This window comes from Nocardia sp. NPDC050175, from assembly GCF_044459885.1.
Taxonomy (GTDB): Bacteria; Actinomycetota; Actinomycetes; order Mycobacteriales; family Mycobacteriaceae; genus Nocardia.
Genome location: NZ_JBITJI010000016.1, coordinates 224,408 through 241,617, shown reverse-complemented (window position 1 = coordinate 241,617; position 17,210 = coordinate 224,408). Strand labels below are relative to the sequence as shown.

Below are 17,210 nucleotides of genomic sequence, written 5' to 3'. Positions count from 1 at the left end.
TGGGGGATGGTCTGGTGCACCCCCGTTGTTTGACCGCCACCCCCGCTAGCGGGGGTGTGCTGGAAAAACAACGGGTGAGCGGCTGGGTTCTAGGCCGGTGATCGGGCTGTTGGTGTCGGGATTTGCGCTACTTCTTGGGGTCGGTACTTGGTTGGGGTGCTCGGAGCGAGTGTGGATTCCGAGAAGTGTTGCGGCTCTTGTTGATGACGGTTGCGGGGCGTGGTCAGCGGGGTAGGAGGTCGGTCAGGGCTTCGTTCAGGGTTGGGTAGCGGAAGGTGAAGCCGGTCGCGCGCAGTACTGCTGAGGTGGCGTGGCGGCCGGTTAGGGCGAGGGCTGGGTCGGTGCGGAGGAAGACTGCGCCTATCTTCAGGATTGGGGTGGGGGTTGGTGGGGCCGGTGGGCGGTGTAGGTGGGTGCGGAGGGCGGCCATCAGGTCTTGGTTGCGGACCGGGAAGTTGGTGGCGGCCACCAGGATTCCGTTCGGGAGGGTGATCTGGGGGTCTAGGCCGAGGGCGGCGCGGACGATGGCGAGCCAGTCCTCGATGTGGATCCAGCTGAACCACTGGTCGCCCGGGCCGACGCGGCCGCCGAGGCCTGCTTTGGTCAACTGGCCCAGGCGTTTCAGGGCGGGAGCTTGTGGGTCGAGCACGATCGAGGTGCGCAGGATGGTCGAATGGGTGGCTTTGGCGCCGTCGAACGCTCGCTCCCACGGTTCGGCCACGCCGGTCATCTGCGGCAGTCCCACCGGCAGTGGAGTTGTTTCGACACAACGGGTTTCGCCCGCGTCCGACCAGATGGCGGTGGTGCTGGCCTGTACCCAGTAGTCGATGGGCGCGTTCAGGGTGCCCGCCGCGTCGACCAGTGCGCGGGTGGAATCCACTCGGCTGCGCCGTAATTCGTCGACATTGCGCTTGGTGGGCCGGCAGTCGACCAGCTTGCCCGCCAGGTTGACGATCGCGGTCGGACCCGGATTGCGCAGGGCGGCAACCCAATTGCCCACCGACCTACCGTCCCACTCGACCTGGTTGAACGGCAGTTCTGCGTCGCGTCGCCGGGTGAGAATCGTCACCCGATGGCCGCGGCACGTCAAATCAGCGGCGATGTGCTTTCCCAACGCGCCTGTGCCACCGGCGATTACGACGGTCAGCGCCTTCGCCGCAGGTTCGATTCCGGCCAACTGGGCCAGCCGGGCGAAGGTGACGCGAGCGTCGGTCTCCAGCAGCGGCCCGACCACCATCCTGGCGATCGGCGCCGACGGCCCGGTGAACGTGAGCCGCTGGGTGATCTCGGTGCCGCCGTCGCGCGGCGTCAGCGTCCAGGTCAGCCGCATCCGCCCGACAGGTTCCGGCTGCTCGATGCTCAGCTCCCGCCCGGGAACCAGCGTGCTGATGACGAACGGCGGCGCCGTCCGTCCATGCAATGTCTCGAAGACCCGCCCCCTAGGCAGGTAATCACCCGTGGTGCCCACCGCGACCGGCCCGTGCAGCCGAACCGAGGTGACGCCCGGATTCCATTCCGCCCACCGCGTCGGATCCGCCACCACCTCCCACACGAGTTCCGTTGGAAGCGCAATGAACTGGGTGTACAACGTTGTACGTGCCATACCGATGACGCTAGTCCCTGACCAGCGCCGACGAACCGTGCGCCTCATCACCTACCGTCGAGCCCAACACCGGTCCAGAATGCGCGAACCAGGCCGCGAGTGGCACGCAACGCCGGCGGAGAGACCAACCAACCAGATAGGCAAAGCCCAGCCGTGTTCCGGCGTTCGGCCGCAGGTAGGGCGAACCAAGCCTGCTAAGCCATACGTGCCTGGATCCGTCTGACGACTTCGGCCTTACCCATCCAAGCCCTGCCCGCAGGCGGGGACAAGCTCAGTCGCGCTCGACGCCCAAGCTGATGCCGCGAGTCGCCAGCCAAGGCAGCGGGTCGATCTTGTCCGACCCGTTCAACCACACCTCGAAGTGGCAGTGCGGCCCGGTGGAGAAGCCGCGGTTGCCGATCGTGGCGATCTGGTCGCCCGCCATCACGCGCTGCCCCTGGGACACCGTGGCGGTGTCGATGTGGCCGTAGATGGTGACGGTGCCGTCGTCGTGCAGCAGCCGGACCCACATGCCGAAGCCCGCAGCGGGGCCTGCCTCGATCACGGTGCCGTCGGCGACGGCGACGATCGGGGTGCCGATGGGGCCCGCGATGTCGACGCCGAGGTGCTGGACGCCCCAGCGGGCGCCGTAGCCGGAGGTGAAGGTGCCTGCCGCGAACTTGGTGAACAGCGGGCGCAGCTTCGCGGCTTCCTGGGCGGCCAGGTCGTTCGCGTACTTCTGGCCCTTTTGCAGGATGTCGTTGAAGTCGCCGACGTTGTTCTTGTTCGTCTTCGAAAGGTCGAGCACCTGAGGCGATTCCGGCGAAGCGGTGGGGTCCGCCAGGCTGACGGACTGCGCGGCGATCTCGTGGATCTGCCCGGCGGCCTCGTAGTCGACGGACTGGGACGGCTGGTCCGGTGCGGCGAACGCGGCCTGCCCGGCGGCGACGACCGCACCCGCGGCCACCGCGGCGACCGCGGCACGACCCTTGAGGGCGGCAGGCGGTGCGGGGAGCCGATGCGCGCCGCCGCGCTTGCCGGTGCGGCGAGCGGGGATGACGGTGGGGGCGACCGGGTTGTCCGCGCCGGTGTCGGGCGCCCAGGACTCTTCCGCGGCCCAGGTGCCGTCTTCGGGTGCCTGGTAGTCGTTCTCGGCCCAGGCGTCGCCCGCGTTCCAGGCGCCACCGTCGGACCAGGAGTCCTGCGGGGCCCACGAATCCTGCTGGGACCACGAGTCGTTCGCGGTCCAGGAGTTGTCGCGGCCGTGCTGGTACCCGGCGTCGGGTGCCGCGTTGCCGTAGTCGGCGCGCGGCGCGCTGTAGTCGTCCTGCGGCCTGGCGGGCGCGGCGTTGTACAGCGAGTTCCGCTGTCTATCCACCGAGGGGCCTGCTGGCCTGCCGTGCGGAGCCTGCGCGCCGAACGCGTCGTCATCGTTGCGATAACGCTGTCCGGGCTGAGCGCGATGTTCAGGAATAAGGGCGGAGCGATAGTTCATCGGCGGTGCCACATCGTGAAGCGGGAGATGTTCGCGGGGCCGAGCGGCCAGCTGATCAGCGGCGTCGACGAGTCGTCTGCGGAACGGCTCTCCATCTGCGGAGTGCTGTGCTGCGTCAAGCTTGCCGTCCTCCTAGTCGTGACCGTGCTGTGACATCGACCGCAATGACGGTAACGAAACGATTGCAGGGTCCGCAAGCGCTGCGGCCTATCTGTCCGAACATGTGAGATTGATCACGGTAACACCACGGAATATCTATCTGTGCATTGGGGACGCGAGGCGGGTAGATCCACGACGTTCCGTAGTAGATCCAGCCGTGTCCGTGGGTTCTGACGCTCTACCTGGTGAGGTGTCAACAACCTACTGATGAGTAGCGTTGGCCAGGGGTTTTCCCGCCGCGCGTATCGGCCCGTGACCTGCGCCACTTAGGATGAACGTGGCCGATTGGCCGTCCATGTGACTGATTAGAGTCCGACCCGACCCGCTTCCGACGTCGGGCCGCCAACAAAGACGTTGTCATCACAACGCAGACGAGACGGTGAGTACATGGATCTCTTCGAATATCAGGCGAAGGAGCTCTTCGTTAAGCACGGAGTGCCTTCGTCCGAGGGCCGCGTCACGGACACGGCCGAGGACGCCCGCGCCATCGCGGAGGAAATCGGCAAGCCGGTGATGGTCAAGGCTCAGGTCAAGGCCGGTGGCCGCGGCAAGGCGGGTGGCGTCAAGTACGCCGCCACCCCGGAAGACGCGTTCACGCACGCGCAGAACATCCTCGGCCTGGACATCAAGGGCCACATCACCAAGAAGGTCCTTGTCGCCGAAGCCAAGGACATCGCGGAGGAGTACTACATCTCCTTCCTGCTCGACCGGTCCAACCGCACCTACCTGGCCATGTGCTCGGTGGAAGGCGGCATGGAGATCGAAGAGGTCGCCGCGACCAAGCCGGAGCGCCTCGCCAAGATCGCCGTCGACGCCGTCAAGGGTGTCGACCTCGCTTTCGCCCGCTCGATCGCCGAGCAGGGCCACCTCCCCGCCGACGTGCTCGACGCCGCGGCCGTGACCATCCAGAAGCTGTGGGAGGTGTTCGTCAAGGAAGACGCCACCCTGGTGGAGGTCAACCCGCTCGTGCGTACCCCTAACGACGAGATCCTCGCCCTCGACGGCAAGGTCACCCTGGACGAGAACGCCGAGTTCCGGCACCCGGATCACGAGGCCTTCGCGGACAAGGACGCGACCGATCCCTTGGAGCTCAAGGCCAAGGAGAACGACCTCAACTACGTCAAGCTCGACGGTGAGGTCGGCATCATCGGTAACGGTGCCGGTCTGGTCATGTCGACCCTCGACGTGGTCGCCTACGCGGGCGAGAACCACAACGGCGTCAAGCCCGCCAACTTCCTCGACATCGGTGGCGGCGCCTCGGCCGAGGTGATGGCCGCCGGCCTCGACGTCATCCTGGGTGACTCGCAGGTCAAGAGCGTGTTCGTGAACGTCTTCGGTGGCATCACCGCCTGTGACGCGGTCGCCAACGGCATCGTCAAGGCGCTGGAGATCCTCGGCGCCGAGGCGAACAAGCCGCTGGTCGTCCGTCTCGACGGCAACAAGGTGGACGAGGGTCGCCAGATTCTGGTCGACGCCGCGCACCCGCTGATCACGCTTGCGCAGACAATGGACGAAGGCGCCGACAAGGCCGCCGAACTGGCTTCCCGGTAACCCCGAGCCAAGTAAGGAATATTCTGAAATGTCTATCTTCCTCAACAAAGACTCGAAGGTCATCGTTCAGGGCATCACCGGCGGCGAGGGCACCAAGCACACCGCGCTGATGCTGAAGGCAGGCACCCAGGTCGTCGGCGGCGTCAACGCGCGCAAGGCGGGCACCACCGTCGCGCACACCGACAAAGACGGCAACGCGGTCGAGCTGCCGGTGTACGGCACCGTGGCCGAGGCCATCAAGGAGACCGGCGCCGACGTCTCCATCGCGTTCGTGCCGCCGAAGTTCGCCAAGGACGCCATCATCGAGGCCATCGATGCGGAGATCCCGCTGCTCGTGGTCATCACCGAGGGCATCCCGGTGCAGGACACCGCATACGCGTGGGCCTACAACGTGGAGAAGGGCAACAAGACCCGGATCATCGGCCCGAACTGCCCCGGCATCATCACCCCCGGCGAGGCGCTGGTCGGCATCACCCCGGCCAACATCACCGGCAAGGGCCCGGTCGGCCTGGTCTCCAAGTCCGGCACCCTGACCTACCAGATGATGTACGAACTGCGTGACTTCGGCTTCTCCACCGCCATCGGCATCGGCGGCGACCCGGTCATCGGCACCACCCACATCGACGCCATCGAGGCGTTCGAGAAGGATCCCGAGACCAAGCTGATCGTGATGATCGGCGAGATCGGCGGCGACGCCGAGGAGCGGGCCGCGGCCTACATCAAGGCCAACGTCACCAAGCCGGTCGTCGGCTACGTCGCGGGCTTCACCGCGCCCGAGGGCAAGACCATGGGCCACGCAGGCGCCATCGTCTCCGGCTCGGCGGGCACCGCCCAGGCGAAGAAGGACGCGCTGGAGGCGGCGGGCGTGAAGGTCGGCAAGACGCCGTCCGAGACCGCCGCGCTGGCTCGCGAGATCCTGGAGAAGGCAAGCATCACCGCCTGATCCATCGATATGACCGAGGCCGCCTCTCCGAATCGGAAGGCGGCCTTCGTCATGTCCCGAGACAGAAACGAAGGCCGCCCTTGGTTCGAGAGGGCGGCCTTCGTCATGTGGGCGGCGCGCTCAGCCCGGGCAGAAGCCGAGCGTCCTGGCCAGCCATTCGCAGATCTGTTCCATCGGATTCATGATGGCGACCTCCATTTCATCTCCCCTAATGGATACGAACTGAGTCGCCGCTCGGTTCACCGCTGAGATCATCGACATTCGGGGAGACGCGGACGTACCGGACAGGGCATGCTTAGCGGCGTGGATGTGCTGGTGTTGGGTCCAGTGCAGGCGTGGTCCGACGGTGTCGCGGTGACCGTCGATCGGCCGCTGGAACGGGCAGTGTTGGTGCGGTTGGCGTTGGCGAATCGTGTTCCGGTGCCGGATGGGCGATTGGCCGAGGATCTGTGGGGGGCCGAGGTCGAACGGCCGGTGCAGCGGCTGCGCGTGGTGGTGTCGCGGCTGCGGGCCGCGCTCGGGCCGTTGGCGGACGTCATCGGGCGCACGCCCGCCGGATATCAGGCGACGGTGTCCGCGACGGATCTGCTTGCCGCCGAGGCTGCGGCGCAGCGGTTGCATACCGCGCGGCGCGCTGGCGATTTCGGTGCCGTCGCGGCGGCGGCGCGGGAGGCGCTCGCGCTGTGGCGCGGGCACGCGCTGGCCGACCTGCGCACGATTCCGTTCGCGGTGGCCGAGGGGGAGCGGCTCGATGACTGGCGGCTTTCGCTGACCGTCGCCGGGCTGGAGGCGAATCTGGAACTCGGCGCGGCCGGTGAGGTGGTGACCGAGCTGACCGGGTTGGTCGCGCGGCATCCGCTGCACGAGCCGTTGTCGTGCCTGTTGGCGTTGGCGTTGTATCGCACGGGGCGCCAGGCCGACGCGCTGGAGCGACTGGCGCGACTGCGGCGGGCGTTGTCGGAGGAACTGGGCGTCGATCCTTCGCCGGACACGAGCAAGTTGGAACTTCGCATCCTGGACCATGATCCGGCGTTGCGGGCATCGGCCCTGCCGGTCGCGGCGACGGTGGGGTCACCTGCGGCGAACCCGGATGTCGCGCCGGAAATCGCGCCGACCGAACCCACAATGGAACCGGAACCACGGCCATGGCCAGCACCGGTGGTAGTGCCGATGACCAGCTTCGTCGGACGCGGTCGTGAATTCGCCACGCTCACAACGCGTCTCGCCGAGCCCGGACTGACCACGGTGGTCGGCGTGGCCGGTAGTGGAAAGTCGCGCCTCGCCGCCGAACTCGCGCGATCGATCGGTCAAGCGGGCCGACCTGTCGTGCTCGTCGAGCTGGCACCGCTCGGCCGGGCCGAAGACGTGTTGCCCGCGGTGGCAGCAGCGCTCGAAGCAGGCGGCCTGGCCACCGACGGGTCGATCGATCCGAACGGCCCGCTGCCCGGGATCATCGCCGCACTCGACGGTGACGGTGGCCGCGCGCTGCTCGTCCTCGACAATGCCGAACATGTCCTCCGCTCAGTAGCCGAATTGGTCACGGCGGCAAATGGCTTCAGCGTTCTCGTCACGTCGCAGCAGCCGTTGGGAGTGCCGGGGGAGTCGGTGTACCCGCTCGGCCCGCTGGACCGCAGCGTCGGGGTGGCCCTGTTCATCGAGCGCGCCGGACTGCACGGGTTGGTGACCGCGACCGAGCGCGACGAGCTGGTGACGATCTGCGCGGCGGTGGACTGGCTGCCGCTCGGCATCGAGTTGGCCGCCGGTCTCACCAGGACCTTGACGATTTCCCAACTGGCGCAACGGATCGACGATCGGGTCCGGCTGCTGGTCGGCGGCGCGCGCGGTGCCGCGGGCGGGCGGCACACCAGCCTGCGGGTCGCGCTCGACTGGAGTCACGAGCTGCTCGCCGACCGGGAGCGGGCGGTCTTGCGCAGGCTCGGCGTGTTCGCGGGCGGGTGCACGCTGGAGGCCGCCGAGGCGGTGGTGGTGCCGGACGGCGACCTCGAGCCGGGCGACGTCGCGCCTGCGGTGGCGGATCTGGTGAACCGGAACCTGGTCACCGTCCAGACCGACGGTGCGACAAGACGTTTCGTGCTCTTGGAGACGGTCCGCGACTATGCGCTAGCCAGGCTGACGGAGGCGAACGAGGTCGAGGAGTTGCGCGCCGGACATCTGCGGTGGTGTTTGCACCTGGTGCGCACCATCGGCGCACCCGACGATTTCGCCGCGGCCGAATCGGTGGCCGCGGTCTTCGTGGAATGGCCGAACATCCTGGCCGCGCTGGAACGCGCGCCCGGAACATCAAGGGCCACCGATGGATTGCGGCTCGCGGTGGAAATGCATGTGCCCTGGCTGGCCCGGGCCTGGTTTCGCGAGGCGCAACGCCACTACGCCGCACTCACCGACGCGGCCGACATCGCCGCGCACGAGCTGGCACAGGCCTTGAGCCACTACGGCTTTCACACGCTGATGACCGGCGACCTCGAAGCCGCGGCCGTTCAACTGGCCAAGGCGGGTGAACTGGCTGCGCCACTGGATGATCCGGAACTCGCTCAAACTGTCCGCTACTACCAAGGCATCGTCGACATCGAACGGTGCAGGCTGCCGGAGGCTGTCGAACGACTGCGCGAGGGGGAGCGGCTGGCCGTGCGCGACACCCAGGGCTCGTCGTTCGCCGATGCCCTCGGCACCGCGCTGCTGTATTCGGGTGACCCGGCCGAGGCGCTCGCGGCCTACACCCGATCCTGCGCGGTGGACGCGGCGCACGAGGACGAGCACGGACTCTCCCGCGGACTGAGCAATCAGGCCAAGGCGCTGCTCGGCCTCGGCCGCGTCGAGGAGGCGCTGGCCACCGCCGAGGAGTCCGACCGCTACGCCCGCCGCCTGGACGACCGGCAGATCCTGCCGCTGAACGATCTGACCCGCGCCGCCGCCGCGCTGGCCGCGGGCAGCCTCGACGCGGCCGAGTCGTACTGCCGCGCCGCCCTCGGCCACGAAGAGGACGCGACCGGCCTGGCCCGCATCGACCTCGCCGATGTGCTGCTGGCCAAGGGCGAAACCGCCGCCGCCAGGCAACTGCTCGATGAATTCTTCGCGGCAGCACCGGGCGGCGTACCACTGCTCGCCGCCCGCGCGGTCTCCGTGGCGCTGCGGCACGCCGAGGGCGACGCGGACGGTGCGCGAGCATTGCTCGAACAGGTCCGCGCCGAGTTCGCGGCAGCCGGATTCGGCTGGCACCGCTACACAGACCGGCTGGTCACGCCCGGTCGGACCGCGTGAGATGCGGGTGAAACCACGCTGAGACGGCCGGCCGGGAGTCTGGTCCTCGCAACGCACCACACCAGACCAGAAAGCGAAGACCATGACTACCACTCGCATCGCGGCCGCCCGCGGCGCCGCCACCGCCGCCCTGATCGTCGCAGGCTTCTTGGGCGCCACCGCACCCGCGTTCGCGGGCCCCTTCGACAGCGGCTCGGCGGCCCCAGCCACCCCGGGCAACCTCGGGCCGTTCGAGTACGAGCACCAGTGCCTCGAACGCGGCAACCAGGGCATGACGAACGGCGAATGGTCCGACTACGACTGCGTGGGCAGCTACGGCGCCTGGCAGCTCGTTCCCCGGCGTTGACCCACTCTCACCTCGAAGGACGAACCAACATGACGATCGCACGCATCACCGCCATCACCGCACTCACCTTCGCCGGATTCTTCGGCGCAGGACTCGCCGACGGCATCGCCTCGGCCGACCCGGCACCGGGGCGCCTCGGCCCGTACGAGGCGCTCGCCACCTGCGAGCACGAGGGCAATATCGGCATGGACAACGGCGAATGGGCCGATTACGAGTGCACCGGCGCCGCCGGGGCGTGGTACATCCAGCCGCGTAACTGACTCGATCGGCCTCGGCCCGGAGCCTGCGCAACCGCGCGGCTCCGGGCCGAACTCGTTCCACCGGAGTGCTTCCGGATGGCGGTGCTTGCTGCTGGCAAACCCCTCGCGACCTGGTGCGGAAGGGCGAACCAGGACGTCAGGCGGGTCGGTTAAGGGTGACCTGGACGGATGTGTGCAGTAGCGTCAGGTGCAGATCCAGCAGTTGAAGACCACGTATGACTCGACCTAGGAGACGACGACATGTCATACCCGTCCGGGGGCTCCGGGTACAACACACCCGCGCCCTCCACCTCATCCAGCCCGAGTTCTACGGCGGGTGGTGCCAGTTCCGGTTCGAGCGCGACCGGTGCCGCGGCCAAGGGGCTGCCGTTCTTCCTGGTGGTCGGTGTCGCGGCGCTCGGCGTGCTCAACTTCCTGCTCGGTTTCCTGCCCTACGTCGGCACCAAGGCGGTCGATTTCGGCGGCGCCCGGGTGGCCAGCAGTGAGACCGCGAGCCTGTTCGAGGCGGGCGGCTCGGCACTGCTCGGCCTCCTGCTGCTCGGCGGACTGCTCGCCGGTCTGTCGGTGCTGCCCAAGCAGGCCTGGACGGGTGCGGCAGCGGCGGCCTCCGTCGCCGGCTTCCTCGCGCTCGCGGTGCACTCCTTCACCCTGTCCGACGGCATCGAGCTGAAGTTCGGCGCCTACGTGGTGCTGGTGCTCGCGTTCGTGCAGGCCGCGGTCGCGGTGGGTGCGGTGCTGTTCGAGGCGGGCATCGTCAAGGCGCCCGCGCCGCGACCGGCGACCGCGCCCGCGTTCGCGCAGCCCGGCTACGGCCAGCAGCAGCCCTCGGCCTTCGGCCAGAGCCAGCCTTCGTACGGACAGAACCAGCAGCCCGGCTACGGCCAGGGGCAGCCGGGTCAGCCCTACGGCCAGCCGCCCGCGTATGGCCAGCAGCCCGGTTACGGTGCGGCGCAGCAGGCTTCGCCGTATGGCCAGAGCCAGCCGAGCCAGCCCGCGTACGGCCAGCCCGCCCCGGCCTACGGTCAGCAGCCCGGGTACGGCCAGCAGCCGCCGACCACGGCTTTCGGTGGGGCGCAGCAGGGTTCGCCGTACGGCGCGCCGGGTACCGCGCAGCCGCGGCCGGACGAGGGTGCCACGCAGCACTTCGGTTCCACCCAGCAGCCCGCGCAGCAGTCGCCGTACGGTTCGTCGAACTACGCGCAGCCGGGTCAGCAGAGCGCGCAGCAGGGCCAGCCGTTCGGTGGCGACCAGGCCGCCGACCCGTCGTCCGACGCCACGCAGGCCTTCCGTCCCTCCGACGACAACAAGTAGCGGTCGTTCCCCGGCGCGGGTTCACCCGGCGCGCCTGACCCGCGTGCGCCGGGGGAGCTGCCACGCTGAATTGTCATGAGTGAGCGTCAGCGAGTGAATCAGGGATGCCGCGCGCCGGAGCGCACGATGGAGCCGAGCGAGCGCGAGGCGGAATCGTGAATTCGTCCAGAAACTCGCTCGTGCGGCGTGGCTCGCGCGGCGCGCCCGAACCACATCCCGAGCCCGAAGAAGCCGGGTTTCTGTCGCTGACGCCGGAACGCGCCAGGGTGCTCGTCCTGGTCGCCGGGCGTCCGACGACCTACGCGCTCACCGCGATCATCGTTCTCGCGCTCGCGACACTGCTCACCTCGGGCAGCAATCTGGCGGGCACCTCGGGCGCGATCGCTGCGGGATGGCTTGGCGTGCACCAAGTTCCGCTGGTGATCGGCAAGACCGCGCTCGGCCTGCTGCCGCTGCTGCCGACCGCGCTCATGGTCTGGCTGGCCGGGCGGGAATGTGCCCGCGCCGTCGAACCCGATTGCACGCGAGCCGATCTCGGCTGGATCGTCGGCGCCGCGCTGGCCGGGCCGCTGCTGATCACGGCCATCTGCCTCGCGGTCGCCGAGGACGCGTCCGGGGTTGTCGCGCTGCAACCGCCGAACACGCTGGCCGCGTTCGCCTGGGTCGGTGGCCTGTATCTCGTTGCGGCAGTAGGCGGGATCGCGACCAGGACCCGGCGGCAGCTGTTCGACCTGCTTCGCCTGCCCGAATGGGCGATCTCGGGTATGTACGGTGCCGGGCGTGCGGTGCTGCGCCTACTCGGCTGCGCCACCGCGCTCATCGTCGTCTCGTTCCTCGTGCACATCCCGCGGATCGGTGACACCTACCACAGTGCGGGCAACGCCGCCGGGGTGATCGGGCTGACCCTGCTCTCGCTGGCCTACCTGCCGAATCTGGTGGTGCTCGCGGTCGGCGTGCTCGTCGGCTCCGGCGCGCAGATCGGTGTCGCGTCGTTCGGCGTGTTTTCCGTTGTCGGCGGCCCGATTCCGGCCGTGCCGCTGCTGGCGGCGGTGCCGACCGGACCGGCGGCGGGCTGGTGGCCGGTGCTGCTGGTGATCCCGGCCGCGGTCGGCGTGCTCGGCGGACTCGACCTCGCCCGCAGCTCGACCGACCGGATCGGCGCGCCGTGGGCGACGCTGTGCTCGGCGGGTCTGGCCGCCTTCGCGCTGTCGGTGCTCGGCGTGATCGCGGGCGGCGAACTCGGCACGTTCGGCCGGATCGGCCTCGACCTGCCCATCTTCTTCCTGGTCACCTTCGCGTGGCTGGCCATCCCCGGCTACGTCGGGCTGGCGTTCGCGCGCTGGTTCCTCGTCCCGGTCGGCACGGCACCCGGCGACTACGCCGACCCGTACGACGAGGACGACTACTACGACGACGATTACGCGGACGACTACTACGCTGACGACGACTACGTCGAGGACCGCGACTACTTCGAGGACGACTACGCCGACTACGACGGCCCAGACCTGGAAGTCGAACTGGACGGCGAACTCGTCGAGGAACAAACCTCTATCGACACTGTCCGTTCGCCCAACCCGATTACCACACCCGACATCGTCGATGCCGAGGTGGTCGAGGCGGACCTGCCGGAAAGTGACCGGGTCGACGGTCGTTAGGCTCTAGCACGGCGGAACTCTTCCGTCCGCCATCCGATCGACTCGCAGGAGTAGAGCCCTGACGTCTCCGTGGACACCAGACGCCACCCCGGCGACCGTGGTCGTACTCGCTTCGGGCACCGGATCGCTGCTGCGCGCGCTGCTCGACGCGGCCGCCGCTACCAACTTCCCCGCGAGGATCGTCGCCGTCGGCGTCGACCGCACCTGCGCGGCCACCGAGCACGCCGACGCCGCCGGTGTACCGCACTTCAGAGTGGCGCTGAACGACTTTCCCGATCGTGCCGCCTGGGATGCCGCGCTGACCGACGCGGTCGCCGGCTACGCACCCGATCTCGTGGTCTCGGCCGGATTCATGAAGATCCTCGGCCCGGCCTTCCTCGAACGGTTCGGCGGCCGAATCATCAACACCCACCCCGCGCTGCTGCCCGCCTTCCCCGGCGCGCACGGGGTGCGTGACGCGCTGGCCTACGGCGTGCGGGTCACCGGCTCGACCGTGCACCTGGTCGACGCGGGCGTGGACACCGGGCCGATCCTCGCGCAGGAGGCGGTGCCGGTGCTGCCCGAGGACGACGAGGCCAGCCTGCACGAGCGCATCAAGGTTGTCGAAAGGCGGTTGCTGGCGGAGGTTGTCGCCGCCGTCGCGACGCGAGGCATTGTTTCCGACGGACGAAAGGCAGTTATCCCAGATGAGCGAGTGCTGCGGTGAGTGAGCGAAGCGAACGAACGATCGACTCAGCTGAGCGCAAGCCGATCAAACGGGCGCTGGTGAGCGTCTACGACAAGACGGGGCTCATCGAGCTCGCGACCGGACTGCACGCCGCGGGTATCGAGCTGGTGTCGACCGGCTCGACCGCGGGCAAGATCGCCGACGCGGGCATCCCGGTGACCAAGGTCGAGGAGCTCACCGGCTTCCCGGAGACCCTCGACGGCCGGGTGAAGACGCTGCACCCTCGGGTGCACGCTGGCATCCTCGCCGACACCCGCAAGCCCGAACACGTCGACCAGCTGGTCGAGCTGGAGGTCGAGGCGTTCCAGCTGGTCGTGGTGAACCTCTACCCGTTCACCCAGACCGTGGCCAGCGGGGCGAGCCCGGACGAGTGCGTCGAGCAGATCGACATCGGCGGACCGTCGATGGTGCGGGCCGCGGCGAAGAACCATCCGTCGGTGGCCGTGGTCGTCGACAGCGGTGATTACGACGAGGTGCTCGGCGCGGTGCAGTCCGGCGGCTTCACGCTGGGCGAGCGGACGGCGTTGGCGGCCAAGGCTTTCCAGCACACCGCAAGTTATGACGTGGCGGTCGCGAGCTGGATGACCTCGGTGCTCGCGCCCGGCGTCGCGGCACCGGCCGAGGACAGCGGCGTGCAGTTCCCCGCCTGGCTCGGCGGCACCTGGGAGCGCGCGGCAGTACTGCGGTACGGCGAGAACCCGCACCAGGCGGCGGCGCTGTACACCAACAACGACGGCAGCCTCGGCCTCGCGCAGGCGCAGCAGTTGCACGGCAAGGAGATGTCGTACAACAACTACACCGATGCCGATGCCGCCTGGCGCGCCGCCTACGACCACACCGCGCCGACGGTGGCGATCATCAAGCACGCCAACCCCTGTGGCATCGCGATCGGCGCCGACATCGCCGAGGCGCACCGCAAGGCGCACGCCTGCGATCCGGTGAGCGCGTTCGGCGGCGTGATCGCGGCCAATCGTGAGGTCACCGTGGAGATGGCCGAGCAGGTCGCGGAGATCTTCACCGAGGTCATCGTGGCACCGGCCTACGCAGACGGTGCGGTAGAAGTGTTGCAGCGCAAGAAGAATGTGCGCATCCTGATCGCCGAGCCGCCGCGTCGCGCGGGCGCCGAACTGCGCCCGATCAGCGGCGGTGCGCTGCTGCAGCAGCGCGACATCCTCGACGCCGCTGGCGACGATCCGGCCAACTGGACGCTGGCCACCGGCACCGCGGCCGACGCCGAGACCCTCGCCGATCTCGAATTCGCTTGGCGTGCTTGCCGTGCCGTGAAGTCCAACGCGATCCTGCTCGCGCACGACGGCGCCTCGGTCGGCGTCGGCATGGGCCAGGTCAACCGCGTGGACGCGGTGCAGCTCGCCGTGCAGCGCGCCGGTGATCGCGCCAAGGGTTCGGTCGCGGCCTCGGACGCATTCTTCCCGTTCCCGGACGGCCCCCAGCAGCTCATCCAGGCCGGCGTCCGTGCGATCGTGCAGCCCGGCGGCTCGGTCCGCGACCAGGAGACCATCGACCTGGCCCGCGAGGCCGGAGTGACCCTGTACCTCACGGGTTCTCGCCACTTCGCCCACTGAGCTAGCTCAACCCCGAACGCCACGCCGGTCCGCCGACGTGGCGTTCGGCATTCCCGGCCCCGGCCCGCGCGCGGCGAATGCCGGTGTTGCTTGCGCTGGTTTCGTACAGTGACCGCATGTCGATTCGTGCGGTGGCTGCCGGTGCGGTGGTGCTGGTCGCCGCTGTGGCGGTGTCGTTCAGCGGGCAGCCTTCAGCGCGCGCGGAGCAAGGACCGCCACCTCGGACGCTTCCTTCGCTGAAGGCGTGGACTCCCGGTGGGGCCGGGTTCTCGCTCGGTGCGCATGCGCGGGTGTGGTATGACAAGGACGCATTGCGGGACACCGCAACGGATTTCGCCTTGGCGCTGCGTTCGTTCACGGGCAATGACGTTGTCGCGCAGGAGGGCTCGTCCGGAGGATCCGGTGACATCACGCTCGGCACCGGCCTGTTGCCGGATGCCCCGGAAACGCCTGAGGCATACCGAATTTCGATCGGTGAGACGCTAGAACTGCGTGGCGCCGACATCGCGGGCGCGTTCTACGCCACCAGCTCGGCCCTGCAGCTGCTGCGCCAGCGACCCGCGATACCCGGTGGCACCGTGACGGATTGGCCGCAGTACCGCGAACGCAGCCTCATGCTGGATGTCGGCCGCGAGTTCATGCCAGTGGACATGTTGCGTGCGCAGATCCGCCGGATGGGGTACCTCAAGTTGAACCTGCTGCATCTGCACCTCTCGGACTCCTTCGGCTTCCGCCTCGACAGCGACAGACATCCAGAAATCGCTGCGGCGCAGCACTATTCGAAGCAGGACATTCGTGATCTGGTCGCGTATGCGGCCAGGTATCAGGTCGAGATCATGCCGGAGGTGGACTTCCCCGGCCACATGAACGGCATCTTGGCCGCGCACCCCGACCTGAAGCTGCGCAGCGCGAACGGACGGGTCTCCGACGCGGCCATCGATATCGCGAATCCGCGTTCCTACGACCTGATGCGCGACATTCTCGAGGAGTTCCTACCGCTGTTCCCCGGCCGCTATTGGCATCTCGGCGCCGACGAGTTCCTGCTCGACGGCACCCGTGTCGCGAGTTTCGATGAGTATCCGCAGATCGGCGAGTACGCGCGGGCCACCTACGGCCCGCAGGCGCAGCCCGTTGACGCGTTCCTCGGCCTGATCAACTGGGGTGCGGACATCGTGCGCGCGCACGGCAAGCGCCCACGTGTCTGGAACGACGGATTGCACACGGACGCGGGCACCCTGACCATCGGCAGCGACATCGTCATCGACTACTGGAGCAGGGCGGGCATCCCGCAACTGCCGCTGCCGTTCTTCGGAATCGCCCGCAGCCCAAGCGATCTCATCGCCGCGGGCCACGAGGTCAGGAACGCCTCGTTCACGCCTACCTACTACGTGGCGGGCGGACCGACGGCGGCAGGCAACGTGCCGCCGCCGATCGCCTACCAGATATGGGATCCCACGTTGTTCGTGGACGGCACCCGCCTGACACCGGAACAGAACACCCACAACCTCGGCTCGGGTTTATTCGTCTGGTGTGACGACCCGACAGTACGAACACCGGATCGAATCGCCGCGTCGATCACCATGCCGCTCCAGGTCACCGCGCAGCAGACCTGGGGTCCACCGCAAGCAGGCAGCTACCTCGAATTCTCGGCCTTGGCCGACGCCGTCGGCGAACCTGCGGCGTAGCGGGTCCGCGCGTTACGCCGCGCTCAGCACCTGCCGGTTGCCCAGCGGTGCCTTCAGCGGTACCGCGACCGTCCCGAACACCGCGTTCATGGTGCACATCCGGCCCACCGCGTCGGCCCGGGTGCCGGAACGCAGCTCGACGGTGACCGTCGAATCGGTCTCGCGCACAGTGACGTCCACGCCATAGCATTCGGGCGTGCCGGTCTGGAAGTTGACCGCGATCCGGTCGTCTGCCAGCCGCGTCCACGAGCTGAACGGAATCGGGCGCCCGTTCACGATGGTCGGGTCGGCGGCGAAGTCCCTGCCGATGTTGCCGCCGGTGTCCTCGGTCGGCGTGCTCGGTGCGGCGCTCGTGGTCGCGCTGGTTTTCGGTTGTGCCCCAGCATCATCCGATCCGCCACACCCCGCCGCGGCGAGGCATCCGAGCACAACGGCAACAGCTGCGGCGGCACGTCCGCCGGACATCCGAGTCATGGCGACCACCCTAGTGGGCAATCCCCATGGTCATCTCACATAGAACATGACACGGCAATAGGACACACCCCACAGTGAACTTTCGGCGAACCATGCGCGTAATCCCTACGCAACACGGTCGAGCGCAGTATCTTCGGGCCTAGATGCGCGCCTGTGGCTT

General features: G+C 68.5%; 14 protein-coding genes. 11 read left to right on the top strand and 3 right to left on the bottom strand.

Annotated features, from left to right (window positions below):
* Window positions 1-223 precede the first annotated feature (223 nt).
* Window positions 224-1,603 carry a DUF1731 domain-containing protein gene (locus ACIBK2_RS39690; protein WP_396975323.1) on the bottom strand — a complete coding sequence of 460 codons (1,380 nt, stop codon included), beginning with the start codon at window positions 1,601-1,603 and terminating at the stop codon, window positions 224-226.
* Between the two features lie 271 nt (window positions 1,604-1,874).
* On the bottom strand, window positions 1,875-3,077 hold the full coding sequence (locus tag ACIBK2_RS39685) for a M23 family metallopeptidase (RefSeq protein ID WP_396975321.1): 1,203 nt from the start codon (window positions 3,075-3,077) through the stop codon (window positions 1,875-1,877).
* Window positions 3,078-3,092: 15 nt separating this feature from the next.
* On the opposite strand from ACIBK2_RS39685, the gene ACIBK2_RS39680 reads away from it, so the two are divergent.
* The 11 genes from ACIBK2_RS39680 (at window position 3,093) to ACIBK2_RS39630 (ending at window position 16,576) form a co-directional block, all read left to right on the top strand.
* Window positions 3,093-3,230, top strand: coding sequence for a hypothetical protein (locus tag ACIBK2_RS39680; protein WP_357381821.1), 138 nt, complete (start codon window positions 3,093-3,095; stop codon window positions 3,228-3,230).
* Between the two features lie 393 nt (window positions 3,231-3,623).
* The gene (gene sucC / locus ACIBK2_RS39675; protein WP_396975318.1) at window positions 3,624-4,787 is read left to right on the top strand and encodes an ADP-forming succinate--CoA ligase subunit beta; all 1,164 of its coding nucleotides are present in this window, start codon (window positions 3,624-3,626) and stop codon (window positions 4,785-4,787) included.
* Between the two features lie 28 nt (window positions 4,788-4,815).
* Complete coding sequence (gene sucD, locus ACIBK2_RS39670) at window positions 4,816-5,730, top strand: succinate--CoA ligase subunit alpha (protein WP_379281111.1); 915 nt, start codon at window positions 4,816-4,818, stop codon at window positions 5,728-5,730.
* Window positions 5,731-6,033: 303 nt separating this feature from the next.
* Window positions 6,034-9,009: an AfsR/SARP family transcriptional regulator gene (locus tag ACIBK2_RS39665; RefSeq protein WP_396975316.1), complete on the top strand. Its 2,976-nt coding sequence runs from the start codon at window positions 6,034-6,036 to the stop codon at window positions 9,007-9,009.
* An 82-nt stretch (window positions 9,010-9,091) separates the two neighbouring features.
* Complete coding sequence (locus tag ACIBK2_RS39660; RefSeq protein ID WP_396975315.1) at window positions 9,092-9,355, top strand: hypothetical protein; 264 nt, start codon at window positions 9,092-9,094, stop codon at window positions 9,353-9,355.
* Window positions 9,356-9,384: 29 nt separating this feature from the next.
* The gene (locus tag ACIBK2_RS39655; RefSeq protein ID WP_396975313.1) at window positions 9,385-9,615 is read left to right on the top strand and encodes a hypothetical protein; all 231 of its coding nucleotides are present in this window, start codon (window positions 9,385-9,387) and stop codon (window positions 9,613-9,615) included.
* A gap of 240 nt (window positions 9,616-9,855) precedes the next feature.
* Window positions 9,856-10,926 carry a DUF5336 domain-containing protein gene (locus ACIBK2_RS39650; RefSeq protein WP_396975312.1) on the top strand — a complete coding sequence of 357 codons (1,071 nt, stop codon included), beginning with the start codon at window positions 9,856-9,858 and terminating at the stop codon, window positions 10,924-10,926.
* Between the two features lie 155 nt (window positions 10,927-11,081).
* Complete coding sequence (locus ACIBK2_RS39645; protein ID WP_396975310.1) at window positions 11,082-12,581, top strand: DUF6350 family protein; 1,500 nt, start codon at window positions 11,082-11,084, stop codon at window positions 12,579-12,581.
* Between the two features lie 97 nt (window positions 12,582-12,678).
* Window positions 12,679-13,287: a phosphoribosylglycinamide formyltransferase gene (purN, locus tag ACIBK2_RS39640; RefSeq protein ID WP_396975308.1), complete on the top strand. Its 609-nt coding sequence runs from the start codon at window positions 12,679-12,681 to the stop codon at window positions 13,285-13,287.
* Window positions 13,284-14,891 (top strand): bifunctional phosphoribosylaminoimidazolecarboxamide formyltransferase/IMP cyclohydrolase, encoded by a 1,608-nt coding sequence (gene purH / locus ACIBK2_RS39635; RefSeq protein WP_396975306.1) that lies wholly within the window; start codon window positions 13,284-13,286, stop codon window positions 14,889-14,891. The genes purN and purH overlap by 4 nt, the downstream gene beginning before the upstream one ends.
* A gap of 116 nt (window positions 14,892-15,007) precedes the next feature.
* Window positions 15,008-16,576 (top strand): family 20 glycosylhydrolase, encoded by a 1,569-nt coding sequence (locus ACIBK2_RS39630; RefSeq protein WP_396975304.1) that lies wholly within the window; start codon window positions 15,008-15,010, stop codon window positions 16,574-16,576.
* 12 nt (window positions 16,577-16,588) lie between these two features.
* Here the strand turns inward: ACIBK2_RS39630 and ACIBK2_RS39625 are convergent, their stop codons facing one another.
* Entirely contained in the window at window positions 16,589-17,050 is a 462-nt protein-coding gene (locus ACIBK2_RS39625; protein ID WP_396975302.1) for a hypothetical protein, read from the bottom strand.
* Window positions 17,051-17,210 lie beyond the last annotated feature (160 nt).

Coding starts and splice junctions, on each gene's coding strand:
- ACIBK2_RS39690 (WP_396975323.1), bottom strand. CDS start 1,603: ATGGCACGTACAACGTTGTACACCCAGTTCATTGCGCTTCCAACGGAA.
- ACIBK2_RS39685 (WP_396975321.1), bottom strand. CDS start 3,077: ATGAACTATCGCTCCGCCCTTATTCCTGAACATCGCGCTCAGCCCGGA.
- sucC (WP_396975318.1), top strand. CDS start 3,624: ATGGATCTCTTCGAATATCAGGCGAAGGAGCTCTTCGTTAAGCACGGA.
- sucD (WP_379281111.1), top strand. CDS start 4,816: ATGTCTATCTTCCTCAACAAAGACTCGAAGGTCATCGTTCAGGGCATC.
- ACIBK2_RS39660 (WP_396975315.1), top strand. CDS start 9,092: ATGACTACCACTCGCATCGCGGCCGCCCGCGGCGCCGCCACCGCCGCC.
- ACIBK2_RS39655 (WP_396975313.1), top strand. CDS start 9,385: ATGACGATCGCACGCATCACCGCCATCACCGCACTCACCTTCGCCGGA.
- ACIBK2_RS39650 (WP_396975312.1), top strand. CDS start 9,856: ATGTCATACCCGTCCGGGGGCTCCGGGTACAACACACCCGCGCCCTCC.
- ACIBK2_RS39630 (WP_396975304.1), top strand. CDS start 15,008: ATGTCGATTCGTGCGGTGGCTGCCGGTGCGGTGGTGCTGGTCGCCGCT.
- ACIBK2_RS39625 (WP_396975302.1), bottom strand. CDS start 17,050: ATGACTCGGATGTCCGGCGGACGTGCCGCCGCAGCTGTTGCCGTTGTG.